Annotated in this window: 22 protein-coding genes; 18 read left to right on the top strand and 4 right to left on the bottom strand. The window is 44.1% G+C overall.

The window, feature by feature from the left end; all coding sequences use genetic code 11:
• Positions 1-12 precede the first annotated feature (12 nt).
• Together X939_RS0104770 and X939_RS0104775 are read left to right on the top strand one after the other, a co-directional pair.
• Positions 13-1,377, top strand: coding sequence for a peptidylprolyl isomerase (locus X939_RS0104770; RefSeq protein WP_025762126.1), 1,365 nt, complete (start codon positions 13-15; stop codon positions 1,375-1,377).
• A 119-nt stretch (positions 1,378-1,496) separates the two neighbouring features.
• Positions 1,497-2,459, top strand: coding sequence for an AAA family ATPase (locus X939_RS0104775; RefSeq protein ID WP_131694700.1), 963 nt, complete (start codon positions 1,497-1,499; stop codon positions 2,457-2,459).
• Positions 2,460-2,556: 97 nt separating this feature from the next.
• Here the strand turns inward: X939_RS0104775 and X939_RS0104780 are convergent, their stop codons facing one another.
• On the bottom strand, positions 2,557-3,009 hold the full coding sequence (locus X939_RS0104780) for a DUF305 domain-containing protein (protein WP_025762128.1): 453 nt from the start codon (positions 3,007-3,009) through the stop codon (positions 2,557-2,559).
• Between the two features lie 168 nt (positions 3,010-3,177).
• Positions 3,178-4,212 carry a LacI family DNA-binding transcriptional regulator gene (locus tag X939_RS0104785; RefSeq protein ID WP_025762129.1) on the bottom strand — a complete coding sequence of 345 codons (1,035 nt, stop codon included), beginning with the start codon at positions 4,210-4,212 and terminating at the stop codon, positions 3,178-3,180.
• Between the two features lie 146 nt (positions 4,213-4,358).
• Here X939_RS0104785 and iolB point away from each other — a divergent pair, with 146 nt between their 5' ends.
• From iolB to X939_RS0104855, 14 genes are all read left to right on the top strand, one after another.
• Positions 4,359-5,237 carry a 5-deoxy-glucuronate isomerase gene (gene iolB, locus X939_RS0104790; RefSeq protein WP_025762130.1) on the top strand — a complete coding sequence of 293 codons (879 nt, stop codon included), beginning with the start codon at positions 4,359-4,361 and terminating at the stop codon, positions 5,235-5,237.
• A 35-nt stretch (positions 5,238-5,272) separates the two neighbouring features.
• Entirely contained in the window at positions 5,273-6,280 is a 1,008-nt protein-coding gene (gene iolC, locus X939_RS0104795; RefSeq protein ID WP_025762131.1) for a 5-dehydro-2-deoxygluconokinase, read from the top strand.
• 61 nt (positions 6,281-6,341) lie between these two features.
• Entirely contained in the window at positions 6,342-7,808 is a 1,467-nt protein-coding gene (locus X939_RS0104800) for a CoA-acylating methylmalonate-semialdehyde dehydrogenase (protein WP_025762132.1), read from the top strand.
• Between the two features lie 48 nt (positions 7,809-7,856).
• Positions 7,857-8,894, top strand: a complete 1,038-nt coding sequence (gene iolG / locus X939_RS0104805) for an inositol 2-dehydrogenase (RefSeq protein WP_025762133.1) — start codon at positions 7,857-7,859, stop codon at positions 8,892-8,894.
• A gap of 85 nt (positions 8,895-8,979) precedes the next feature.
• Positions 8,980-10,593 (top strand): sodium/sugar symporter, encoded by a 1,614-nt coding sequence (locus X939_RS0104810; protein WP_025762134.1) that lies wholly within the window; start codon positions 8,980-8,982, stop codon positions 10,591-10,593.
• Positions 10,594-10,632: 39 nt separating this feature from the next.
• Positions 10,633-11,571: a class II fructose-bisphosphate aldolase gene (locus X939_RS0104815; RefSeq protein ID WP_025762135.1), complete on the top strand. Its 939-nt coding sequence runs from the start codon at positions 10,633-10,635 to the stop codon at positions 11,569-11,571.
• Positions 11,572-11,589: 18 nt separating this feature from the next.
• A complete protein-coding gene (gene iolD / locus X939_RS0104820; protein ID WP_044198494.1) occupies positions 11,590-13,455 on the top strand; it encodes a 3D-(3,5/4)-trihydroxycyclohexane-1,2-dione acylhydrolase (decyclizing) in 1,866 nt (621 codons plus the stop codon).
• 12 nt (positions 13,456-13,467) lie between these two features.
• Entirely contained in the window at positions 13,468-14,370 is a 903-nt protein-coding gene (iolE, locus tag X939_RS0104825) for a myo-inosose-2 dehydratase (protein WP_025762137.1), read from the top strand.
• Positions 14,371-14,563: 193 nt separating this feature from the next.
• Positions 14,564-14,995, top strand: a complete 432-nt coding sequence (locus tag X939_RS0104830) for a hypothetical protein (protein ID WP_025762138.1) — start codon at positions 14,564-14,566, stop codon at positions 14,993-14,995.
• Positions 14,996-15,514: 519 nt separating this feature from the next.
• The gene (locus X939_RS22895) at positions 15,515-15,907 is read left to right on the top strand and encodes a response regulator (protein WP_025762139.1); all 393 of its coding nucleotides are present in this window, start codon (positions 15,515-15,517) and stop codon (positions 15,905-15,907) included.
• A 37-nt stretch (positions 15,908-15,944) separates the two neighbouring features.
• A complete protein-coding gene (locus X939_RS0104840; RefSeq protein ID WP_131694660.1) occupies positions 15,945-16,406 on the top strand; it encodes a hypothetical protein in 462 nt (153 codons plus the stop codon).
• 235 nt (positions 16,407-16,641) lie between these two features.
• Positions 16,642-18,630: a T9SS type B sorting domain-containing protein gene (locus tag X939_RS0104845; protein WP_025762141.1), complete on the top strand. Its 1,989-nt coding sequence runs from the start codon at positions 16,642-16,644 to the stop codon at positions 18,628-18,630.
• A gap of 74 nt (positions 18,631-18,704) precedes the next feature.
• Positions 18,705-19,151: a (4Fe-4S)-binding protein gene (locus X939_RS0104850; RefSeq protein ID WP_025762142.1), complete on the top strand. Its 447-nt coding sequence runs from the start codon at positions 18,705-18,707 to the stop codon at positions 19,149-19,151.
• A 41-nt stretch (positions 19,152-19,192) separates the two neighbouring features.
• On the top strand, positions 19,193-20,191 hold the full coding sequence (locus X939_RS0104855) for a 2-hydroxyacid dehydrogenase (protein ID WP_025762143.1): 999 nt from the start codon (positions 19,193-19,195) through the stop codon (positions 20,189-20,191).
• Between the two features lie 195 nt (positions 20,192-20,386).
• Here the strand turns inward: X939_RS0104855 and X939_RS0104860 are convergent, their stop codons facing one another.
• Positions 20,387-21,370 carry an acyl-ACP desaturase gene (locus X939_RS0104860; RefSeq protein WP_025762144.1) on the bottom strand — a complete coding sequence of 328 codons (984 nt, stop codon included), beginning with the start codon at positions 21,368-21,370 and terminating at the stop codon, positions 20,387-20,389.
• A gap of 145 nt (positions 21,371-21,515) precedes the next feature.
• Here X939_RS0104860 and X939_RS0104865 point away from each other — a divergent pair, with 145 nt between their 5' ends.
• Together X939_RS0104865 and X939_RS22900 are read left to right on the top strand one after the other, a co-directional pair.
• On the top strand, positions 21,516-22,256 hold the full coding sequence (locus X939_RS0104865; protein ID WP_025762145.1) for a lysophospholipid acyltransferase family protein: 741 nt from the start codon (positions 21,516-21,518) through the stop codon (positions 22,254-22,256).
• A 165-nt stretch (positions 22,257-22,421) separates the two neighbouring features.
• Positions 22,422-22,853, top strand: coding sequence for a hypothetical protein (locus X939_RS22900; RefSeq protein WP_025762146.1), 432 nt, complete (start codon positions 22,422-22,424; stop codon positions 22,851-22,853).
• 77 nt (positions 22,854-22,930) lie between these two features.
• On the opposite strand, the gene X939_RS0104875 is transcribed toward X939_RS22900, so the two are convergent.
• Entirely contained in the window at positions 22,931-23,599 is a 669-nt protein-coding gene (locus X939_RS0104875; protein ID WP_025762147.1) for an NAD(P)H-binding protein, read from the bottom strand.
• Positions 23,600-23,650: the final 51 nt, after the last annotated feature.

Here is a 23,650-nt window from a genome sequence, read left to right on the forward strand (position 1 = left end):
AAAATGAATTTCATGAATAGAAGACTTTTTCACATCCTTTTGCTTGTGATTGTGGGTACAAGCCAACTTACTTTCGCGCAAGGGCAACAGGGAGTGAGCATCGACAAAATTATTGCCAGGGTTGATAACCACTATATCCTTAACTCGGACGTAGAGGACATGTATATGTCTTATATCTCACAAGGGCAGAAGGCTCCTGAAAAATGCCAGTTATTGGAGTCGCTAATAATCAACAAGCTGCTACTCGCCAAGGCAGAAATTGACTCCGTAATTGTAGAAGACGGTGAGGTAAGCGGAGAGCTTGATGCAAAAATGGGATATATGATTCAGCGTTTTGGCTCTGAAAAAAATATAGTAGAAGCCTATGGTAAGAGCATTGAGAACCTTAAAACAGAGCTCCGCCAGCAAGTGAAAGAGCAGAAGGTGGTTGAGAAAATGCAGCAGACTATTTCCGGGAATGTAAAAATTACGCCTAGTGAGGTTCGCCGCTTTTTCAATTCGATCCCTAAAGACAGCCTACCTTATATTCCTGCCGAGGTAGAGATAGGCCAGATCGTTCGCTTGGGTACGGTAACCAAAGAGCAAAAAGATAAACTGCGTAACCAATTGCTGGAATTAAAGGCTCGGGCTGAAAAAGGTGAAGACTTTGCCATGTTAGCCCAAATTTATTCGGAAGACCTCGGGTCAGCTAAGCTGGGTGGTGACTTGGGCTTTGCCAAGCGCGGAGCCATGGTACCTGAGTACGAAGGTGCTGCATTGGCTCTGAAACCGGGTGAGATGTCTGATATCATTGAATCTCAATTCGGATTTCACCTGATAAAACTGATTGAAACCCGGGGTGCGGAATACCGTTCCCGACATATCCTCTTACGCCCCGATTATAATAAAGGAACGGACATGACAAGCGCCATTCAAACCTTGGATAGCCTGCGGAACCTGATACAAATAGATAGTCTGAAATTTGCCAAGGCAGCTCTGGACTTTTCTGAAGATAAAATGACTTCAGAGACTGGAGGCCTTATTCAGGATAGAAATACCGGACTTGGCCGTCTTACTCTTGATGCTTCCATGGACCCTAGCCTTTACTTTGCCATTGATTCTATGAAGGTAGGAGAAATTAGCCCACCTTTGGCATACCGAACCGACGATGGTTCTAGCGGTATGCGTATCCTCTGGTATAAAAGCAAATCGGAGCCTCATACAGCCAATCTAAAGGATGACTATGAGAAGATGGCTCAGATTGTACTGAGTAATAAACGAAATAATGCCTTAGAAGAATGGTTCATTAAAGCGCAGGGAGATGTTTATATCAGCGTTGAGCCAGAATACAAAAATTGTAAAATTCTTGGTCTGGATACGGATCGAGATAATCTATAGAAGATATCGAATTTTTTGCAGGAGCCATTTAATATTCACTATTAATGGCTCCTTTTTATTGGGCTTTCCTGTATCTTGCTTTAATTTAGTTTTTGCACATAAAAATAAGTAGCATAATGGTGAATTCAGCTTCGGATGTAGCAGCGGCAGAGGCAATGAAAGTTGCATATGAAAAAATTAGAAATGAAATCAGCCAGGTCATAGTCGGCCAAGACGAGGTCGTAAAAAGTTTATTGACTGCCATCTTTTGTCAAGGCCACTGTCTGCTGGTGGGCGTACCAGGACTAGCCAAAACTTTACTGATACAAACAATCGCCTCATCCCTTGACCTGAACTTCAACCGGATACAGTTCACCCCAGACCTGATGCCCTCAGATATTCTTGGGTCAGAAACTTTGGATCAAAATCGAAATTTTAAATTCATTAAAGGGCCAATATTTGCCAATATCATTTTGGCCGATGAGATTAACCGTACGCCTCCAAAGACACAATCGGCCCTCTTAGAGGCCATGCAGGAGTATTCAGTTACCATCGCCGGAGCCAAACATGATCTGCAAAAACCTTTCTTCGTGCTGGCCACACAAAATCCTATCGAGCAGGAAGGTACCTATCCTTTGCCTGAAGCCCAGTTAGACCGTTTTATGTTCATGATTCAGCTGGATTACCCCAGTTTCCTTGAAGAAGTTAGTATAGTACGGTCCACTACCAACGATTTCAGACATGAGGTGGCCAAGGTTATCACAGCCGATGAGATTCTACGTTACCAGCAATTGGTTAGGCGGGTACCAGTAACCGATCATGTAATTGAATATGCGGTAAAATTGGTTCACAAAACCCGGCCAAGTGGTGAGCATGCTACTGATAACACCATGCAATATTTGGAATGGGGTGCAGGCCCCAGAGCATCTCAGGCACTTATTTTAGCCGCCAAATGCCATGCCATAATTTCCGGAAAGTATTCACCTGATATAGAGGATGTAAAAGCCGTGGCTCTACCGGTACTCCGCCACAGAATTATAAGAAATTTCAAAGCCGAAGCCGAGGGCATATCGGTGGATGATATAATCCGCCGTTTATTATAAGTGGGAAGAGACCAAGGCCTTATCTTGGGGCTTATGTATGCTGGAGAAAGTCCATTCCCGATAAAGGCTTAACCCTGCACGTTATAAAGTAAATTAATTATTTACTCAGATCCTCAATGCGCTGTTTCATCTGAGCAATTTCTTTTTTCTGAGCTCTAATGATATCCTTAGCTAACTGTTGTACTTCTGGGTCTTTTAAGTTGGCTTGCTCACTGGTCAGAATTGCCGAAGAATGATGCGGAATCATTGCTTGCATGTACTGTATATCAGAGATAAACACCTGCTTTCTTAATCCCGCTAAAGCCAGGACAAAAACCAGGATACTGACCGATAATATAACGAGGTTTTTGACACTGTCGGGATACATCTGAGGCATCATAAGCAACATCAGAATGGCCATAGGTGCTATCATGAGCAGAGTCATATAGACCCGGGTATAGCTCAGGTAAATATGGGAAAACTGATCAACATTCAAAAACATTACAGCATACATGATTACAAAAGAGATCAGTAGCATAAGTCCGAATTTCTTGTAAGCGTTGAGTTTCATATTAATATTCTTTAAGTCAAAAAAAAGGTTACATAATTAAATGTTTGTGAACTACTTATCAATTATTCACAGTAATTTAATAACGAACCCTTATCATCAAAAATCAGGCCAATCCCCTACCCCGACTGGACAATTTTGGTGGGTGAGTGTACTAACAACGTACAGGGCCTACCTCAGTCTTAAGGAAGATTCCCGGATTATCAGTTCCGCTGGAAGGACAATATTTTCTGGCACAAAGTCATCGGATGCATTGAGTTGATTTAAAAATAACCGGGAAGCTTCCATTCCGATTTTACGGCCTGGGCGGCTTACCGTAGTGAGGGACGGAAAGGTATAGGCGGTGATAGGCGAATTGTCAAAACCCACCAGGCCAATATCCTGCGGAATACTTAACCCCCGGTCTTTGGCTACACGCATGGCCCCAATGGCGACCTGGTCATTGGCTCCGAAGATAGCATCCGGTGGTACTGTAAGATCCAATAATCTTTTCGTTGGCACAATGGAACTTTCGACCTTGAAATTGGTATTGATAATATACTCCTCCGAAATTGGAATTTCATATTTAGCCAGACAATCTAAGTATCCTTTAAAGCGCTGCTCCGTAACGGTCAGCCCATTGGGGCCTTTAAGGTGAGCAATACGCCTATAGCCCATCTGGATCAGGTGCTCTACGGCCGCATAGGCGCCATGATAATCATCTACTGTCGCCCGACTCGTCTCAAAGGCTTCGTATTCCCTGTCTATAAAAATCAGTGGCGTTTGTCGATGGGTAACTTGTTCCAAATGTTCATAATAACCGCCATCGTATGTTTCTTGCGCAACAGACAAAAATATTCCTTCTATACGGTTGGAGAGCAACTTTGACAGATACTCTTTTTCTAATAAATAGTTTTCATTGGTTACGCAAATATTCAAGGTATAACCCATAGGTTGCAGTACGGCGTGAAGTCCCTCAATTACGGCCGTCTCATAATAATGACCGATCGAAGGGACCACCACGCCCAATGTAGCGGTTTTCTTATTCAACAAACTAAGCGAAACCTCATTCTTCTGATAACCCACCTCCCGCGCGTATTCCTGGATATTTTTCCGGGTATCTTCATTGATAGCCTGGTGATCGTTAAGCGCCCGCGAAACTGTTGATGGTGAACAATTAAAACGTCGGGCAATGTCTTTAATGGTGACTGGCCGATTGACTGGCATATAATAGAACGATTACAAGATTGAATAAAAAAATAATTGCAAACGTTTGTCTGTTTTTTTCAAACGTTTGCATTGAATATTAACATAGTTATATTTTGTACTTCATTTATACCATACTATACTTGTGTAAATGAAACCTTATAACCATGCAGGATCTACTAGTCAAACCAAATTTAGAATCAACATCCTATCATAACCTTACCGCCGATGAAGCAGGATGGAAGCATCTTAATTTTGAGGCCCGAATATTAGAAGACGGGGAGCAAATTAAGCTAAATACCGGAGAATTCGAATATTGTATTGTGCTTTTAGGCGGGAATTTCACGGTAGAATCTTCAGGGAAAATCTGGGAAACGAAAAATGGAAGAAAGGATGTATTTAGTGGGATAGGCCATGCCATGTATCTTTCCCGAGATACCGATTTCCTTTTAACAGCCCAATCTGCCAAAACCGATATCGCCATCTGCAAGGTAAAAACAGACCAGAATTACCCTCCCTGTATGAAGCGACCGGAAGAAGTGCAGATAGAATTTCGTGGAGGAGATAATGCCAATCGGCAAATTAATAGCCTATTGGAGCCAGGTTTTGCCTGTCATAAAATTGTCTGTGTGGAGGTATATACCCCATCAGGGAACTGGAGTTCCTTTCCTGCCCACAAACATGACAAGCGTACTCTTGATGATCGGGGCAATCTGCTGGAGGCTGAACTGGAAGAGATATATTTTTATAAAATCGACAAGCCCCAAGGTTATGCAATTCAGCAAGTGTATACCGACGACCGAACATTAGATGAGATTGTTAGGGTACGAAATAACGAAGCAGTACTGGTCCCTAAGGGCTATCATCCGGTGGTTGCAGGCCATGGCTATCATGTTTACTACCTCAATTTCCTGGCCGGAAGCGATCAGTCACTAGCCAACTCTTCCGACCCTGACCATAACTGGATTTACAATAGTTGGAAAGGGAGAGATGCCCGTCTCCCTTTGGTCACGGTAGAGATGAATAACGGGGGTAATCTATCATAAACAAAGTCCATAATTCACCCTATACTTCTCAATTCATGCATTCATACGATCTGCTCACATTGGGGCGCTCCTCAATTGACTTATATTCTGCTAATGTAGGCAGCCCTTTTGTAGAAATTGAAGCTTTTAATGCCTTCGTAGGCGGTTGTCCCCTGAATATTGCTACCGGAAGCCAACGCTTAGGACTTCGTACGGCCATTCTGACGGGAGTAGGAGATGACCAGGTCGGTAATTTTATAAGGCATTTCTTAAAGCAGGAAGGCATTGAAACCCAGTTTGTTCCCACTATAGAAGGAACCAGGAGCTCTGCAGTCATATTAGGAATTGAACCCCCGGACAAATTCCCACTGGTTTATTATCGCGACAATTGCTCGGATATCAATCTGACCTTGGACCATGTGGACAAAATCCCCTTCGCATCGTTCCGGGCGGCAGCATTTTCAGGGACGGCATTTAGCAAGGACCCAAGCCGTACGGCCATGTTTTTTGCACTGGAACAGGCTCGAAAACATCAGGTAACCTGTATCCTCGACATTGATTTCCGGGCCGACCAATGGTTCGACGCCCGTGCTTTTGGAGTTACCCTACGCGCTGCCTTGCCCCGATTCAATATCGTCGTGGGTACCGAAGAAGAAATACTAGCTACCTTTCTCACCGATAAAGAGCAACTGCTTATTAAGCACCAGCAGATTTCCGCCCCAGAAATTCAGGGAGATATTGAAGAGGCAATTTCTGAAATAATGCGCTCAGGGGTAGAGACATTGGTAGTAAAACGTGGTAAGGAAGGCGCTTCTATCTTTCAGTGGGGTTGTGAGGAGGTAAAAGTCCCAGGCTTCCCTGTAGACGTACTCAATGTTTTAGGAGCCGGTGATGCTTTCTGTGCCGGCTTTTCTTATGGTCTATTAAGTGGGTGGGACCTCTACCAGAGCGTACGCATGGGTAATGCCTGCGGTGCTATTATTGTCACCCGCGAGGGCTGCGCCAACTTTATGCCTACCCAAGAAGAAGTTTTAGAATTCGTCGAAAGCCGCGGAGGCTTTTGATAAAAATCACATTTTAACAACCAATACATCACTGCATCCGCAGGACTACTACCAGGAAATTATGGAAAAGCTAAAAAATTATATTAACGGGCAATGGGTCGACAGCCGGGGCAAAGACAGCCTGTCTGTGGTTAATCCGGCCAATCAGGACATACTCGCAAAAGTACCTCAAGGCACTGCTGCCGATGTCGCCGCGGCTGCCGAGGCCGCACAACAGGGTTTTCAGGAATGGCGGGCGACGCCGGTCTCAAAGCGGGTCCAATACCTTTTCAAGTTAAAGACTATCCTCGAGGATAATCTAGATGATATAGCTCGAACTATTGTTTTGGAGTCGGGGAAGACCTTTATAGAAGCGAAAGCAGAGATGATACGGGCCATAGAAAACGTAGAGAATGCCTGTGGCACCCCAGCCATGATACAGGGCGAATTTTCCGAAGATATCGCCAAGGGTATTGATGAATATATGATCCGACAGCCATTGGGGGTTTGTGCCTGCATTGCCCCATTCAATTTCCCGGGCATGATTACATTCTGGTTTTTGCCCTATGCCTTGGCCTGTGGCAATAGTTATATTATCAAGCCTTCAGAAAAGGTGCCTTTGACCATGACTAAAATCGTAGGACTAATGGAGCAGCTTGACTTGCCTAAGGGGGTGTTAAATCTCGTTCAAGGGGGAAGAGATGTAGTGGATGCACTCCTGGAACATCCATATATTAAAGGTATCAGTTTCGTCGGCTCCTCCGCTGTCGCACGCCACGTATATGCTAAGGGTGCAGCCCACGGGAAACGGGTTCAGGCCCAGGGTGGGGCCAAAAATCCGGTTATCATCTTGCCAGACGCCGATATTGATATGACCACCCAAATAGTAATCGATAGTGTGTATGGTTGCGCAGGTCAGCGATGCCTAGCGGCTTCTACTATTATTACTGTGGGTGACCACAGTAATATCACAGAAAACCTGGTAGAGTCTGTAAAGGCGAGAAAGACTGGCTTTGGACTCGATCAGGATGTACAAATGGGCCCGGTCATATCGGCCGACAGCAAAAGCCGAATCAATAGTCTTATTGAACAAGGGCTCCAGGAAGGGGGTCGCCTATTGGTAGACGGTAGAAACGGGTCGGTGGAAGGCTATGAAACCGGAAATTTTATAATGCCTACCATCATCGAAGATATTCCGTTAACGGGACAACTGGCAGAAACAGAAATCTTCGGACCAGTCATGAGCTTGGTACATATTAATACCGTCGACGAAGCCATCGCCTATATCAACCAGGGGCGATATGGCAATATGGCCTGTGTATTTACCAGCAGTGGACTCAATGCCCGCAAGTTTCGTCATGAAGCAGAGGCTGGCAACATTGGTATAAACATTGGAGTCGCTGCTCCGGTGGCTCAATTTCCCTTTTCAGGTTGGAAAGAAAGCTTTTACGGCGATCTGCATGGACAGGGGAAACACGCCATTGAATTCTTTACCCAAACCAAAGTCGTGATCGAGCGATGGCTAAAAGAGTGGAGCCGTAAATTCTAATAATGCTTTCAGTTTTCATTACCACCAAGACATTTTTCAGCCAATAAAATGAATAAAAAACTAAAAATAGGTGTCATTGGCCTCGGTCGCATCGGGCAAATTCATCTCAGTAACCTGATCCAGCATATGCCCCAAGCAGAGGTAATCATTGCTTCTGACGTGGATCCTGAGGCCCACGCCTTTGCAACCCAGCTTGGGGTTAGGCAGGTTACAAAAGATGCCTATGAGGTAATCGATCATCCTGAGGTGGAGGCTGTAATAGTATGCTCCCCTACGCCATTTCATGTTCCTTACAGCGTTGCGGCTGCTGAACGCAAAAAGCATGTATTTTGCGAGAAGCCGTTAGACGTAACACTGGAGGCTATAGAACAAGCTCAAAACGCAGTTGAGAAAAATGGGGTAATGCTGATGCTGGGCTTTAACCGCAGATTCGATACCAATTTTATGAAGATACGGCAGACGGTGGCCAGCAACGGAATAGGCCAGCCCCATATCTTGCGCATCACCAGCCGCGACCCAGCTCCACCTCCCCTTTCCTACCTGAAAATTTCGGGCGGAATCTTCTTAGATATGTCCATTCATGACTTCGACATGGCGCGTTATATTGTAGGTAGTGAAGTGACGGAGGTTTTTGTGAAGGGTGATGCTTTAATTCATCCGGAAATTAAGGATTTTGGAGACATAGATACTGCCATAATTGTATTGACATTCGAAAATGGCGCTATCGGTGTGATTGACAATAGTAGAAAGGCAGTTTATGGATATGACCAGCGGCTCGAAATTTTTGGATCCCAAGGCATGGCCAAAGCCGAGAATAACACCCTTCATAATACCCAGCTTTTCACTGAAGCAGGCATACAGAGTGCGCTTCCCCAGCATTTCTTTCTGGAAAGGTATGAGCAAGCTTATCGCACTTGCATGCAAGCCTTCATCACGAGCATTCTTAACGGTTGTCCTTCACCAGTGGATGCCCATGACGGGCTTATGGCTACGGCTATAGGTATTGCCGCCATGAAATCGCTAAAAGAAGGAAGAACCATTCGAATGGAAGAAATCTTAGGCAAAGTTTCGGCTATCCAGGAATAGGCCTGATCTATTCTATCATAATTACCCACAGAATTTACGAGGAGGCCTGGGCCTCCTCGTAAACCCCGTCTAACCCAAAAGCCGCATGAACAATACCGGTCTACAATTTTTAGATTATGTCGTTTTTATAATTTACCTGGTCGGAGTCTCTGCCTATGGCTACTATATTTATAAGAAGAAGGCTCCTAAAGAGGTAAGCTCAACAGACTACTTTCTGGCTGAGGGGTCTCTGACTTTCTGGGCCATAGGCGCCTCCATAATAGCGTCCAATATCTCCGCAGAACATTTCATAGGTATGTCCGGCTCTGGCTTTGCTATAGGCCTGGCTATTTCTTCTTACGAATGGATGGCCGCCGCCGCATTGATCGTAGTTGCCGTATTTATTTTACCGGTCTATTTGAAAAATAATATTTATACCATGCCTCAGTTTCTGAGACAAAGGTATAATCCGACTGTCGCCACCATCATGGCGGTATTCTGGCTGCTGCTTTATGTATTTGTAAACCTTACCTCCATCCTGTATCTGGGGGCTCTTGCATTGGAAGTTACTGCGGGTTTTGATTTTACCTATGCCATAATGGGACTCGGCCTCTTCGCCATTCTTATTACCGTTGGTGGCATGAAGGTCATTGGCTATACCGATGTAGTACAGGTGGTCGTCCTTATCTTAGGGGGCTTAGCTACCACCTATCTGGCTTTGGATTTGGTGGCTCAGCATTTTGATAAACCTGGAATCTTTAGCGCATTGGGAGTACTTAAAGAGCAGGCCGACGATCATTTTCATATGATACTGCCTCAGGAAAGCCCCTATTATAAAGATCTTCCCGGCATCAGTGTGGTTATCGGCGCCATGTGGATCAATAACCTGGCGTACTTTGGTTGTAATCAATATATTATCCAGAGGACACTGGGAGCCAGTCTAAAAACGGCCAGGAAAGGCATTTTATTTGCAGCTGTACTGAAGCTACTTATCCCAATTATTGTGGTGCTTCCGGGTATTGCTGCTTATGTGTTATTTCAGAATGGTATGTTTCAGCAGGAAATGCTGGATATGGAAGGGGCCGTCAAACCCGACCACGCCTACCCCGTCCTTCTTAATCTACTTCCATCAGGCTTAAAAGGTGTGGCTTTCGCTGCCCTAACAGCTGCCATTGTAGCCTCTTTGGCTGGGAAAGCCAATAGTATATCGACCATTTTTACTTTGGATATCTACAAACAATTTATCAATCCTGCCGCCTCTGAAAGGCAGTTGGTACGGATTGGACGCTGGACCATCTGGGCCGCTATGGCCATTGGAATGGCTATAGCACCGCAGCTAAGGGTCCTCGAACAAGCCTACCAATTCATTCAGGAATATAGTAGCTTTATTACTCCTGGTGTGTTTGCCATTTTCATGTTTGGTATGTTCTGGAAACGAACCACCTCCCGGGCAGCTTTGACGGCAGCCCTGCTGACCATCCCCCTGTCAACAGCAGGAAAACTATTAGCGGAAGATGTGCCGTTTCTAGACCGTATGGGGGTCATATTTCTAATCCTATCTGCGGTCATTATAATGGTCACCCTGCTTGATCCACATTCTAAAGATAATCCCAAAGGACTGGAGATAGACCGGAGTATGTTCAGTCCTGGCAAGAGCTTTACCATTGGCTCCATTCTGCTCAGTGGCGCGCTTGCGGCCTTATATGCCATTTTTTGGTAAAGAACAACGATGATCCGACACGAAAACAAAGCACTAATTATGATATTAACCACTCAACAGCTATTTCAAAAATGCTATGGCCGGTATGCGTTGGCAGCAGTAAATGTCTTTTTCATGGAGGAGGTTCTGGCATTATTTTCTGCTGCCCAGAAGGCCAGGTCTCCATTTATCGTTCAGACGACACCCTTTGCCCGAGACTATGCCCAGCCAGAAATGTTGCTGGCAATGATCGACGCAGCCAGCAGAATTTACCCTGAAACTGTTTACGCAGTCCATCTCGATCACGGTTATGAGAATCATATCGTTCGGGCTGTGGCCTCAGGTGGATATTCCTCGGTAATGATTGATGCATCGCACGATCCCTACGCACAGAATGTTGAGCGCACAAAATCAATGGTGGAGCTGGCACACGCCAAAGGTATTAGCGTTGAAGCGGAACTCGGTGTGCTGGCAGGGGTAGAAGACGACCTCACCGTAGGCGCCAGCCAATCGTTTTATACCGATCCTCAGCAAGTGGCCGACTTTGTTTCGGCGACGCATTGCGACAGCCTCGCTGTGGCCGTAGGAACAAGCCATGGGGCCTATAAATTTTCGGGTAAACAAGGTTTACAATTGCAAATACTCAAGGATATCCAAACCAGGCTTCCTGGCTTTCCTCTCGTTTTGCATGGAGGCTCACAAGTAGATGCTCAGGTAATCGCACGGATTAATGCTGCGGGCGGAAATCTGGGCACCGAAGCCAGGGGTGTTCAAGAACAGGAAATTCGTGCCGCTATTCCTTTAGGAGTGTGCAAGATAAATATAGCTACCGACACAAGATTACTTTGGACTATGGTTACACGCGAATTTTTCCAAAACAAACCCGAAGAATTTGCCCCTACCACGCCTGGCAGAACCTTAATGGAAACGTACGAAGATTTTATGCTTCGGAAGTTTGACCTTTTAGGTAGCTCGGGGAAAGTCATAGAATATATTTAAATTATAAACGACCTTATTATGTCTGTACGTCTCACCGTAGCTCAGGCTACCATCGCATTTTTAAAAAATCAATATATCGAAAGAGATGGCCTCGAAGCACCTTATTTTGGAGGTTGTTTCGGCATCTTTGGACATGGCAATGTTGCGGGAATAGGGCAGGCACTCCAAGAAAATCCCGATTTTCGTTATTATCAGTGTCGCAATGAGCAGTCCATGGTGCACACCGCCGTAGCCTATGCAAAGGTAAAGAATCGCATGGGAGCTATGGTATGTACCAGTTCCATAGGTCCGGGAGCCACCAATATGATTACTGGAGCAGCCCTGGCCACGATCAACCGCTTACCTGTGTTACTCTTACCTGGGGATATATTCGCCAGCAGGGAGCCCAGCCCTGTTTTGCAACAACTAGAAAGTGCTGGAACACAGGACATCTCGGTGAATGACTGTTTTAAACCAGTATCCAAGTATTGGGATCGGATCAGCCGGCCTGAACAATTGATTTATGCACTTCCTGAGGTGATGCGTGTGCTCACTTCCCAGGCAGAAATGGGTGCAGTCACCCTTTCTATGCCACAAGATATTCAAACTCATGCCTATGACTTTCCGGAATCACTGTTCAGAAAGCGGGTATGGAATATAGCCCGCCCCCGGCCCGATCTGAAGCAACTGGATAAAGCAGCACAGTGGATACGTTCATCGAAGCAACCCGTGATTGTGGCTGGTGGAGGGGTAATATATAGCGATGCTTGTGATATTTTGCATGAGTTCGCATCTCAAACTGGAATTCCCGTTGGGGAAACCTTTGCAGGAAAGGGTTCCGTTCGCTTCGATCGTCCCTATAGCATCGGGGGCTTAGGGGCTACTGGCACCAAATATGCCATCGATATTGCGAACGAAGCTGACCTGATCATTGGAATTGGTACCCGATACAGCGATTTTACCACTGCATCAAAATCCATTTTTAAAAACCCATCCATTCGGTTTATCAATATCAATATCAACGAACTAGATTCGTTTAAGCATGCGGCGCTTCCTTTGACTGCCGATGCCAAAGCCACCCTCGAAGAGCTTTTTTCTCTGTTGCAGGACTATAGCGTTGCTCCTGACTACCGTCAGCGTGTTGCCAAAATCAATAAGGATTGGGACCAGGAAGTAAGCCGTGTGTATGCAGAGGGCAATAGCACTATTGTACCAATTGACCAGGCCGTAGTAATTGGCGCCCTCAATAGCTTTATGGACGACCGCGACGTGATGATTAATGCTTCGGGAAGCGCTCCAGGAGACTTGCACAAATTATGGCGCGCCACTGATCCCAAAAACTTTCATTTGGAGTATGGATTTTCCTGTATGGGCTATGAAATTGCAGCTGGCCTGGGAGCTAAAATGGCCGACCCCAGCCGGGAAGTTTATGTGCTCTGTGGAGATGGAGGTTACCTGATGAACAATCATGAAATCGTCACGGCTATTCAGGAAGGTATTAAGTTCACCATTTTGCTCCTAAATAATAACGGCTATGCCAGTATCGGCGGGCTTTCCGAAAGTATAGGAAGTGAACGGTTTGGAACGCGCTATCAATATAGAGATGAAAATACGGGACAACTATCGGGCGATTTCCTGCCGGTCGATCTAGCCACTAATGCCCAGAGCCTGGGAGCAGCGGTAATAAAAGCAACCGATAAATCATCCCTGGATGCCGCTCTGGCCCAAGCGAAAGGTAATGACAAAACCACTGTTATTTATATTGAAACCAGTCTCTACCGGACGGTAAAGGGATACCATGCCTGGTGGGAAGTACCCGTTGCTGAAGTATCTACCTCGGCTAGCACCCAAAAGGCCTATGAAACCTTTAAAAAAAATAAAAAACAACAAAGGATATTCCTCTAACAGATAGACTTTATGAACTTTGATAATATACAGTTGGGAATAGCTCCCATCAACTGGACCAACGATGATATGCCCGAACTGGGACGAGAGAATACGTTTGAACAATGTATTAGCGAAATGGCCCTGGCCGGATTTACGGGTTGTGAGGTTGGAAACAAATTCCCTAGAAATACTCAGGTGCTCAAAAAAGCTCTTGAACTGAGAGGACTTCAAATTTGTAACCAATGGAATAGCTATGAACTAACCAGCAAGCCCATTGAAGAAAACATACGTAATTTTACAGCCCTACTGGATTTCTTGGAGTCCATGGGAGCCAAGGTGATCGGAGGTGGAGAAACAGGAAATAGCTGTCAAGGCATGATGGATGTTCCTGTATTCCAAGGAAAAGGGACACTTACTACTGACCAGGAATGGAAAGATTTTACTCGCGGCCTCAATACCCTAGGGCAGCTGGCGAAGGATCGGGGAATAAAACTGGCTTTTCACCATCATATGGGGACATGTATACAAACCATGGAAGAAACGGATAGGCTCTTAGCAGACACAGACCCCGAACTGGTCTATCTGAATTATGATTGTGGACATTTTTACTTTGCTGGGGAGGACCCTGTGCTGGCATTGCAAAAATATATCAACCGAACGGCCCATATTCACCTGAAAGATATTCGACCTCAGATCTTAAAGCAGGTACGGGATGAGCAATGGAGTTTTCTCAAAGCGGTAAAAAATGGCGTCTTTACCGTTCCGGGAGATCCTGAAGGTTGTATAGATTTTCTAGGTCTTTTTAATATTATAGCCAAAAGCAATTATGAAGGCTGGATCGTTTTGGAGGCTGAACAAGACCCGTCTAAAGCTAATCCACTGGAATATGCCTTAATAGCCCGAAATTTCTTTAAGGCACATACTGGGATATAAAAAAACATTTCTAATTGCTTTTAGTCGGCGTTATGACCGTTACAAAAAAAACTTTGCAACGGTCATCTCCTTTACCCCAAGTTCATTGATATTTAAAATTATTTTCCCAAAAAAACATCGTTCGGTTACATAATTTTTAAGACATTTACAGTTAATATACCGAAGTTGATTTAAGGCTAAATTTCAGATATCTATGAAATACTTATTTGTTAGTTTAAAAAGATTACAGCGTAGTATCTTCTTCATAAAATTGGTGGCCAACCTTACTTTGGTACTCGCTTTCGGCATTATCTTAGCCTCCTGCAGCAAATTCACCCCAGCGGAGCCATTAATGGCTGTTTACCGAGAAGTACTGGACCCTAACCGCGACACACTATTCTTAGTTCATAATACAAACAGAGATAGTTCTGCATTCTTTACTTTTGAAGAATCCTTGAGTGATACGGCTATTGTTTTTTTCTCCGAAGATCGTTCTTTTAAATACCAAAACGCTAAGGTATTCCCTCATAACAAAGCCATACGATTTGGAATGAGAAATATCACCAGCGATACGATATTTATCAAGTACCATCCTCTGAAATCACCCATTACAGGCTCATTGATAATAGGAACTCATTTTCGTTAAAATTGGGTATTGAGATTACGAATTTGAAGGCATACATTCTCCATTTATCTATGGCTTTAGCCCGTGTAGCTAGTATCTTCAGAGCTTATTCTTTTCTGAATGGGAAATGCTCTTTGCCTATTCATATACTTAACTCCAGGCTCAATTCTCCGGGGACAGTGGCAAATTTTAGGCGCATATCTTGGGTTAAATTAGCAGCAATTAAGTTGACTTTAACGCCATAAACGCTCCTGAAGGATGTTTCACTGTGGCTATTCTTGCCCTAGCTTTGCAAGGCATCACTTATTTTCGTCCTCAAAATTCCCCAAAGCATCAGGGCCAGAGCGAAGGGGAGGAAAAGATTATACATTGAAACTGCAGTGATACAATGATCTATCTCAAGGCTCGCCAAGCATATACTTAAGAATTCTGATATCAGAATACGCATCGAAGACAAATTTTAGTGTTATTCAACCCATCCAGGATAGATTCAGTCTCTACCTCGTCGTACTTTGGTATAGTTTTTTGATTTATTTTTCTATGAAAGAAGAAATAACCTGTTTATTAATTGACGACGATTATGATGATCATGAAATTTTTTCCATGGCCATCTCCGATACGCAGCTAGATGTGAAATGTGTTACGGCCTATAACTGGGAAGAGGCAGAACTTTATCTAAGCCAAGAAGGCAGCCATGTACCGGACTTTATATTTATCGATTGGAATTTGACCGATATGTATGGCTGGGAATGCCTGGTACGCTTGCGTCAGTTCCCCAAACTTAGCAATACGCAATTTGTAATCCAATCGGGTGTAGTCCCTCAGGAAATGAACCGGTATGCTGAGAAATATCAATGTAAATTCATTCAAAAAAGCGGTTCCATAGCCTACTTTTCAAGTGGTTTAAAATCGATATTGACCCAGGTAGGCTAAGCAACCTGGGGCTTCTCCCCATATCACTCCGTCAGTTATGAGAAAAATAATCAGCAAAGTTATATATGTCTCAATGCCTTTTTCCCTGATGGCCTGCAACCTCAATCCTACTCAAAACGCAGCTGTTGATACCTATAGCGGGCCGACAGACAGTACCTATAATATTTGTTATGAATCCATAATGGATCGTGATTCAGTATTCTTTAATGCGCTAATCTATGGAGACAGTATTAAAGGTAGTCTGGGATATAAACTCTATGAAAAAGATCAAAATAATGGTTCCGTCTTGGGTACGATTCACGGTGACACTATTCGAGCCCTGTACACATTTATGTCGGAGGGTCAAGAATCTACCAGAGAAATTATATTTCTCCAAGAGGACAAGCAGCTTGTGGAAGGTTATGGCACTATGGAAGAACGAAATGGACGTACGATGTTTAAGCATAATATAGCCTTCCGTTTCGATGGAATAAGACTCAAAGAAGTGAACTGCAAATAAACTCTCCTCCACCCAAGCGGCCATCGAAATTTTTCCTCTGTTTCCTTACCTTTATCTTTCGATGACTATATCAAACGCTTTTAACAAATACTTATCAAAAATTGCTTAGCTAATTTTACAGCTTAGAAGAGACAGAAAGTATCCATTTCTACAAAAATCGTCGTAGTTTTATCCTTTAACCGAGCCACATTCTTTTTATAAGGGCGAACTGGGTATCCTATATGGGAATATTACGATGAAAATAATATCTACAGTTCTAATTGTTTTTTATATTGGTTTAGGGCATTTATGGGCTCAAACCCAGCAAGACCCCTATGGCTTTAGAAACAATCTTCTGGTAAACACCCCCTATTGTGGACAGGCCTTGTCCACCAGTCTCAATGGTTCGAACTGCAGTGGAACAACCAAACCCGGAGAGTTTGTTGTGGAAACGGTAACTTGCAATATACAACGTCCTGTATATCAGTTAGGACCGAACTATTCCTTAACTTATGGAAATACAAATGGCTGGATTTCTGATGAATACAGCATACAATTCTACATTAAAAACACGTCATGGGCGGCTAAGGAACAGACTTTAATCCACTTCAATAATGGCAAATCCGTTCCTCCCTTATATCTTAAGACCTTACCTGGCAGCACACAAGCATGCCTTTCTCTCGATGCTTCCCTGGGTAGTACCTGCCTTCCGCTTAATTTGAACCAGTACTACCTCATATCCATTACCAGAAATTCGAAGACCAAGCAGTTTGAAGTGTATGTCGACAATCAAATGGTTATTTCATTAGCAGATACAAACGATGATTATACTGCAGAGAAAGGTCAGGCTGTATCGTTATTTAGCAGTCAGAGCATCGGCGGTTGCAGTGTAGCTTCTGCTCGCTTTGCCTATTTAAATTTCTCAAACCGATACCTGGATCCAGATGCAGTGAAAATGGCTAATCAAGGAATTTGCGCGCTAATTGACGCCAATAGTACTGCTGATTTTGCCATTAATCCTGGAGCAAGCTGTAAGGATGGACGGGCCACCATTACCTATACCGGTAGTCTTCCCACTGATTCGCCTTACACCCTGGCCTGGGATTTCGATGGCGCCACTATTCTAGGGGGACAAGGACGGGGCCCTATAGAAGTACAGTGGAAGCAGGCAGGAACGAAGCGGGTAAGGCTATCCATACAAAATCCGGACTGTGGCACGACCCTGGACAATATAAAAAACCCTGTTGTTACGCTCCCGGTAATTAAAATTGTGAGAGAAAGTGGAAGTTGCGGATCTGGTTCTGCCACTATTATTCAGGTATCCGATGCAGCCCTCCCACTGCAGTATGCCACTCAGCTGATACCCTTCCAGAGTTCTAATCGTTTGAATCTGCCCCCCGGTTTACATACCATTAGCATTCGTGATGCCAATTCATGTATTAGAGATACTCTTGTACATATCTTACCGGGAAGTGATGTGGCTCATTCTATTCCTGATGCCCAGATTTGTGAAGGAGAAAGTATCGTGTTAACTACTACGACAAATGCTTCAAGATTTATTTGGAGACCCGCTGAAGGGCTAGACCGAATAGATATCCAAAGTCCTACGGCAAGTCCCTCGGAAACGACTGAATATTTGATGGAGGCCTTGGCCCTTAACAGTAGTACTGGTCAGACCTGTATTATTAGGGATACCGTTAAAATTACCGTCGTCCCACGTCCTGAACTAATAGTTACCAAAAGTCAAACGGTTCTGGAGGGAATTCCCATTCAATTGCAAGCAAGAGTCAGTAATTCCACCCCGCCTAGCAGTATTTCATATCTCTGGACTCCCGCAACAGGGCTCGATAACCCTCATGATCCTAGCCCTATTGCTATTTTATCCGACTCTCAAACGTACCTGGTTACTGCAACAGATGCACAAGGTTGTAAAAGTGAAGAAACTGTCACCCTAAGTATCAGCGACGTAGAATCCTTTGGACTCCCCGATGCATTTAGTCCTAATGGGGACGGATTAAATGAAATACTTCTTCCCTACTTTACCCGGTCTTATTTCCCTACTGAGCTAAGAATTTACAACCGGTGGGGCCTGCTTATCTACCGCACCAAGTCGCCTCAGTCGGGATGGAACGGATTGTATAAGGAACTGCCTGCCCCTGCGGGCCCATATACCTGGTGGTTGACCGTGCAAAAAACATCGGGAGAGTCTGTTTCTCGTAGCGGTACTGTATTATTACTCAGATAAGCGTGCCGGGTAATACCATATTTTTTATTAATAAAAAATTGCTTAGCTTATGTTAAAATCAAAACCATAAAGCTATGGCAGAAATTATCAAGGAATATAGCAACGGTGAAGTAACTATTGTATGGAAACCGGCTTTATGCATTCATTCACGCATTTGTTGGCAAAACTCCGATAGTTTACCAGAGGTTTTCAATCCTTCGGAGAAACCTTGGATTAAACCCCATGGGGCTCCAACTACGAGGATTATGGAGCAGGTCAAACGTTGCCCTTCAGGGGCCTTAAGTTATTTCCTCAACCCAGATAAGGAGGCGACATCACTATCCACTTCACAATCGGAGAATGCCCGGGTGGAAATCCTCCCTAACGGCCCCTTGCTTGTTCATGGAACGATTAATCTTAAAGACAAATCGGGTGAAGTATCGGAGAAAGCAGGAGTTACCGCTTTTTGCCGTTGCGGCCAGTCGGCTAACAAGCCATTTTGTGATGGATCTCATCTCGCGACCCAATTCCAGGATGCCTGATTCATCAAATTAGATTCTTAGGTTTTAACCGAAATTAATTTATGCAAATCGCATTTTTCAATACCAAATCTTACGACCAGACTTTCTTCAACGAATCAATTTATCTAAAAAGCCACAAAATCACCTACTTTGAGGTGGCTTTGAATTCACAAACTGCTCGCCTGGCCGAAGGAGCTGAGGCGGTCTGCGTTTTTGTGAATGACACGGTTGATCGGAATACAATTCAGAATTTGTCTGTTCTGGGCGTAAAAATTATTGCCCTACGTTGTGCAGGATTTAATAATGTGGACCTTAAGGCCGCCCGTGAGTATCATATTGAAGTAGTTAGAGTGCCAGCCTACTCACCCGAGTCGGTGGCCGAACACGCCGTAGCCCTGATTCTTACCCTGAACCGGAAAACTCACCGAGCCTTTAACAGGGTTCGAGAGGGCAATTTTTCTATAGAACATCTGACAGGCTTTAACCTATTTAATAAAACTGTCGGTGTCGTGGGAACTGGCCTCATAGGGGCAAGTTTTTGCAAAATCATGCTAGGCTTTGGTTGTAAGGTCCTTGCATATGACATTCAGAAAAATGAAAACCTAATAAACCATGGCGTTCAATATACGTCCTTGGACGAGTTATTTCGGCATAGTGAGATTATATCCCTTCACTGCCCCCTCCTTCCTCAAACTACACATATCATCGACACTGAGTCCATAAATAAAATGAAATCGGGGGTTATGATTATCAACACAAGCCGGGGTGGACTTATAGATACGAAGGCGGCGATTGAAGGTTTAAAAAAGGGCAAAATTGGATACCTCGGAATTGACGTTTACGAACAAGAGGCCAACCTGTTTTTTAAAGACCATGGGGAAACGGTTATTCAAGACGATGTAATAGCCAGACTTATTTCCTTTCCAAATGTTCTTCTCACCGGACATTTAGGCTTTTTTACTCAAGAAGCCCTGGAGGAAATAGCGCATATTACGCTGGAGAATCTCAGTGATTTCGAAAATAACAAAGCCCTATCAAACAGGGTTGCACTACCCGAATGAAACTTTAATAAAATGCAAACTGATTGAGTATTTTACCCTGTGAATGAATCTTCAAGGTACTACCGATAGGTGGTTTCTCGTATTCAGGTTTATTGACTCCGTCACTTAAGTAGGGATTTACTATGCCCAAAAGCCATTTCTCAAGGCATTTAACATACCTCGGGAAATGGCTTTATTAAGGAGGAGGTACATTACTTACTTTATCCAGCTAAACTCGTAGCTCAATTCAGGTACACGAGTTCTATCAGCAATGCGTCTTAATCTTGTAGGAAGAGCCATCAGGTAATCTCTTCCTTTTTCTGCTTGTTCGTTAAGTCCTTTTACTGCACCAATCTCCCATTCGGCCAGTAGCGATTCTAATATCTCAATATAGTCGATGGTCGTATATACCCCAAGGCGCTGAGCAGCGTCGGAGAAATGAGAAAAGGTGCTCCCCATCTTCATTCCCGTTTCGCGAAGGAAATGTGCCGGCATTACGATTTTCTTGCGCATCATATCTTCCAGTGCAATCATCATCTCTGATGGGTCTACGGCTAAAATACGGCTTACAAAAGCCTTATAGGCTTTCGCATGACGCATTTCGTCAGCGGCAATTACACCACATATTTTTGACAAGTGAGGGTTCCCGAATTTCTTAGCCAATGAAGCCGTTCTACGGTGCGAAACATTGGTAGCCAACTCTTGAAACGACGTATAGATAAAGTTTCGATACGGATCGCGATCGGTACCAATATCAAACCCATCAGCAATCAGATATTGCGTTGAAACCTCCATAGCACGCATATTTACCCTGCCGGAAAGATATAAGTATCTATTCAAAAGGTCCCCGTGACGATTCTCCTCAGCGGTCCAGGCTCTTACCCAACGCATCCAACCATTGGGCTCGCTTACCTGATCTACGCCAATCACAGCGGATAGCCAAGATTCATAAGTAGGTAAGGCTTCTTCGGTAATCGTGTCGCCGATCAATACAGCTATATAGTCATAAGGCAGATCGCGGCAACTTTCCTGCAACAACTTTACCTCTCCCATAAAATTCTCATCAGCTGAGTCGGGAAGGAAATCAGAAGGCTGCCAGTTCTCATCAATCGGTTTTAGGTAATCTGCTATAAGACCGTCCAGGTCTTTCCCTACGTGTTGCATTACTTCAAGACGTACGGCTGAAAGTGCGGTGTCCATTAATTAGTCTGTTTAATTTCGAATTACAGTGGTACAAAGTACGGTAATTTAAAGTAAGTTTTTATATGACATTTCTCATTTCTAATCCGATTATAATTTACGAACCCAGCATATTTCACTTATTTTTGCAAAAAAATTACCCGGAATGAAAAAAATTCTCGACTATCTGCTTAGCATCATCTACCTGATCCATTTTGGCTTAACCATTTTAATTTTTCATCCTATTCAATGGTTTACGCTTCATGTCTTCGGCAAACAGGCTCATAAGGTGACGGTTGACTACCTGAATTTTTTCCTGAATTTCGGATTATACCTCACAGGTGCCAGCATTCGGTTCGAAAATCGGAGTAATATTCCCGCTGGTCGACCCATTATCGTAGTAGCCAATCACCAAAGTATGTTCGACATCTCAGGGCTTACCTGGTACTTCAGACAATATCATCCCCGATTTGTTTCTAAAATAGAACTTGCAAAAGGCATACCAAGCATTTCTTTCAATCTAAGGCACGGGGGCTCCGCAATCATTAATCGTAAAGATGGCAAGCAAGCATTATTGGAAATAGCCAGGCTTGGATCGCTCATTCACAAGGAAAAATCATCCGCTATGATTTTCCCAGAAGGAACCCGAACGGCATCGGCACAAATGAGGCCTTTTCAGCCGGGCGGTGTAGCCACCCTCCTGAAAAAGGCTCCAGATGCCCTGATTGTGCCCGTGGCTATTTGTGGAACGGGAAAACTCAACCCGAAGGGACTATTTCCGCTTACCTCCTTCACAGCCATCAGCTGGACCGCCCTACCGGTCATTGAACCCTCTGGAAAATCGCTGGAAGAAATTCTTATGCTCTCACAAAATGCTATCCAAAGTGTTTTGGATGAAAAAAAATAATTACTCCTAAAAACTAGGATAACTTCTTGTTTACCAATAAAATAGAATCATGCCGGGATTGATCATCTATAGAAGATAAACATCGGATTAACAATCGTTAACAGGGCGACTTTAAACACTTCGTGGCTGCTGGCCTCTAACCAGCGAACTTAACCAGTATTAGCCATGAAAAAATTCCTCTTAGTTGCCGCCCTTTTCGCATTCAGCCTTGGTAGTGTACATGCACAATATCCAAATCGCCATGATTATGGGGACCACCATCGTTATGACCGTCCAGACTATGGGCCCGATCGCAATTCCAGAAATTATAATAAGAAAAATCAGGAGGTCGATCATTTACAACGCGATGTGCGCCGGCAGATAGAAGTGGGTATTAATCGTCGCACTTTAACGACCCGGGAAGCCAGCCGCTTAAAACAAGAATATGGGCGAATTGCCGCTTTAGAACAAAAGTTTAGCCACCGGGGACGACTTTCTAATCGGGAAGTGCGCATATTGAAAGATCAGCTTCACAAACTTATGGCCGACACTCAACGTCTGAATAGAAATTACCGCGATCATCGAGCCGGACAGTATAGGGGTCACAATCAATATTAATTTAAGATTTGTAGGTTTAGGGTAATACTTAAAGCATCTTTCCGATGGAGAGGTGCTTTTTTGTCTTCGTTGTGAGACTATGATGCGGAATCCTGCATCAACTCGTCCGACATATGTACAAATATTCCCTTTTGGTGCTGTCGGCCATAGCGATACATCGCTGCGGCTACCTTTCCAGAGTCGATGGCCCTGTACTTTCGTAAAGGCCCGAATAAGAATGGATTTAATATACGGGCAAAAACGGTCCCTATCTGCTCTCCAACTCGCTTATCTTCCCGGTCTCCCAAGAGTAGTGAGGGTCTCAATATATGCAAGGTGTCGAAGTGCATGTCCGAAAGTTTCCTTTCGACCTCGCCTTTTACCTGATTATAAAATATAGAAGAGCCTATATCGGCTCCCATTGCCGTAACAATTAAAAATTGGCTTGCCCCATTCGCCTTGGCATGTCGAGCGATTTCCATTGGATACTCTAGATCTACTTTTCGAAAGGCAGACTTGGACCCCGCTTTTTTAATAGTAGTACCCAAACAGCAATAAATATCATCACCTATGACGGCAGCGGGATCAGGATCATTAAAATCGAATAGTATCTCAATGAGTCGTTTATTATTGATACCAAGTGATTTTCTGGTAAGCACCCTCACCTCTCTATAATAGGATTCTGCAAGGAGTAATTCAACGAGTTGACTCCCTACCAATCCAGTTGCACCAACGACCAAGGCAGTTTTTTTATCTTGATTTTCCATAGCAATATAATTTATACGATACTCCAGAATATGCTCAATAAAACCGGTCCT

This window comes from Dyadobacter tibetensis Y620-1, assembly GCF_000566685.1.
GTDB lineage: Bacteria > Bacteroidota > Bacteroidia > Cytophagales > Spirosomataceae > Dyadobacter > Dyadobacter tibetensis.

Bases quoted from the DNA above. Each gene is read 5' to 3' on its own strand.
- X939_RS22895 (WP_025762139.1), top strand. From the start codon at position 15,515: ATGAAAGAAGAAATAACCTGTTTATTAATTGACGACGATTATGATGAT.
- X939_RS0104780 (WP_025762128.1), bottom strand. From the start codon at position 3,009: ATGAAACTCAACGCTTACAAGAAATTCGGACTTATGCTACTGATCTCT.
- iolC (WP_025762131.1), top strand. From the start codon at position 5,273: ATGCATTCATACGATCTGCTCACATTGGGGCGCTCCTCAATTGACTTA.
- X939_RS0104785 (WP_025762129.1), bottom strand. From the start codon at position 4,212: ATGCCAGTCAATCGGCCAGTCACCATTAAAGACATTGCCCGACGTTTT.
- X939_RS22900 (WP_025762146.1), top strand. From the start codon at position 22,422: ATGAAAAAATTCCTCTTAGTTGCCGCCCTTTTCGCATTCAGCCTTGGT.
- X939_RS0104815 (WP_025762135.1), top strand. From the start codon at position 10,633: ATGATATTAACCACTCAACAGCTATTTCAAAAATGCTATGGCCGGTAT.
- iolD (WP_044198494.1), top strand. From the start codon at position 11,590: ATGTCTGTACGTCTCACCGTAGCTCAGGCTACCATCGCATTTTTAAAA.
- X939_RS0104855 (WP_025762143.1), top strand. From the start codon at position 19,193: ATGCAAATCGCATTTTTCAATACCAAATCTTACGACCAGACTTTCTTC.
- iolB (WP_025762130.1), top strand. From the start codon at position 4,359: ATGCAGGATCTACTAGTCAAACCAAATTTAGAATCAACATCCTATCAT.
- X939_RS0104865 (WP_025762145.1), top strand. From the start codon at position 21,516: ATGAAAAAAATTCTCGACTATCTGCTTAGCATCATCTACCTGATCCAT.
- X939_RS0104860 (WP_025762144.1), bottom strand. From the start codon at position 21,370: ATGGACACCGCACTTTCAGCCGTACGTCTTGAAGTAATGCAACACGTA.
- X939_RS0104845 (WP_025762141.1), top strand. From the start codon at position 16,642: ATGAAAATAATATCTACAGTTCTAATTGTTTTTTATATTGGTTTAGGG.
- X939_RS0104875 (WP_025762147.1), bottom strand. From the start codon at position 23,599: ATGGAAAATCAAGATAAAAAAACTGCCTTGGTCGTTGGTGCAACTGGA.
- X939_RS0104830 (WP_025762138.1), top strand. From the start codon at position 14,564: ATGAAATACTTATTTGTTAGTTTAAAAAGATTACAGCGTAGTATCTTC.
- X939_RS0104810 (WP_025762134.1), top strand. From the start codon at position 8,980: ATGAACAATACCGGTCTACAATTTTTAGATTATGTCGTTTTTATAATT.
- X939_RS0104840 (WP_131694660.1), top strand. From the start codon at position 15,945: ATGAGAAAAATAATCAGCAAAGTTATATATGTCTCAATGCCTTTTTCC.
- X939_RS0104800 (WP_025762132.1), top strand. From the start codon at position 6,342: ATGGAAAAGCTAAAAAATTATATTAACGGGCAATGGGTCGACAGCCGG.
- X939_RS0104770 (WP_025762126.1), top strand. From the start codon at position 13: ATGAATAGAAGACTTTTTCACATCCTTTTGCTTGTGATTGTGGGTACA.
- iolG (WP_025762133.1), top strand. From the start codon at position 7,857: ATGAATAAAAAACTAAAAATAGGTGTCATTGGCCTCGGTCGCATCGGG.
- iolE (WP_025762137.1), top strand. From the start codon at position 13,468: ATGAACTTTGATAATATACAGTTGGGAATAGCTCCCATCAACTGGACC.
- X939_RS0104850 (WP_025762142.1), top strand. From the start codon at position 18,705: ATGGCAGAAATTATCAAGGAATATAGCAACGGTGAAGTAACTATTGTA.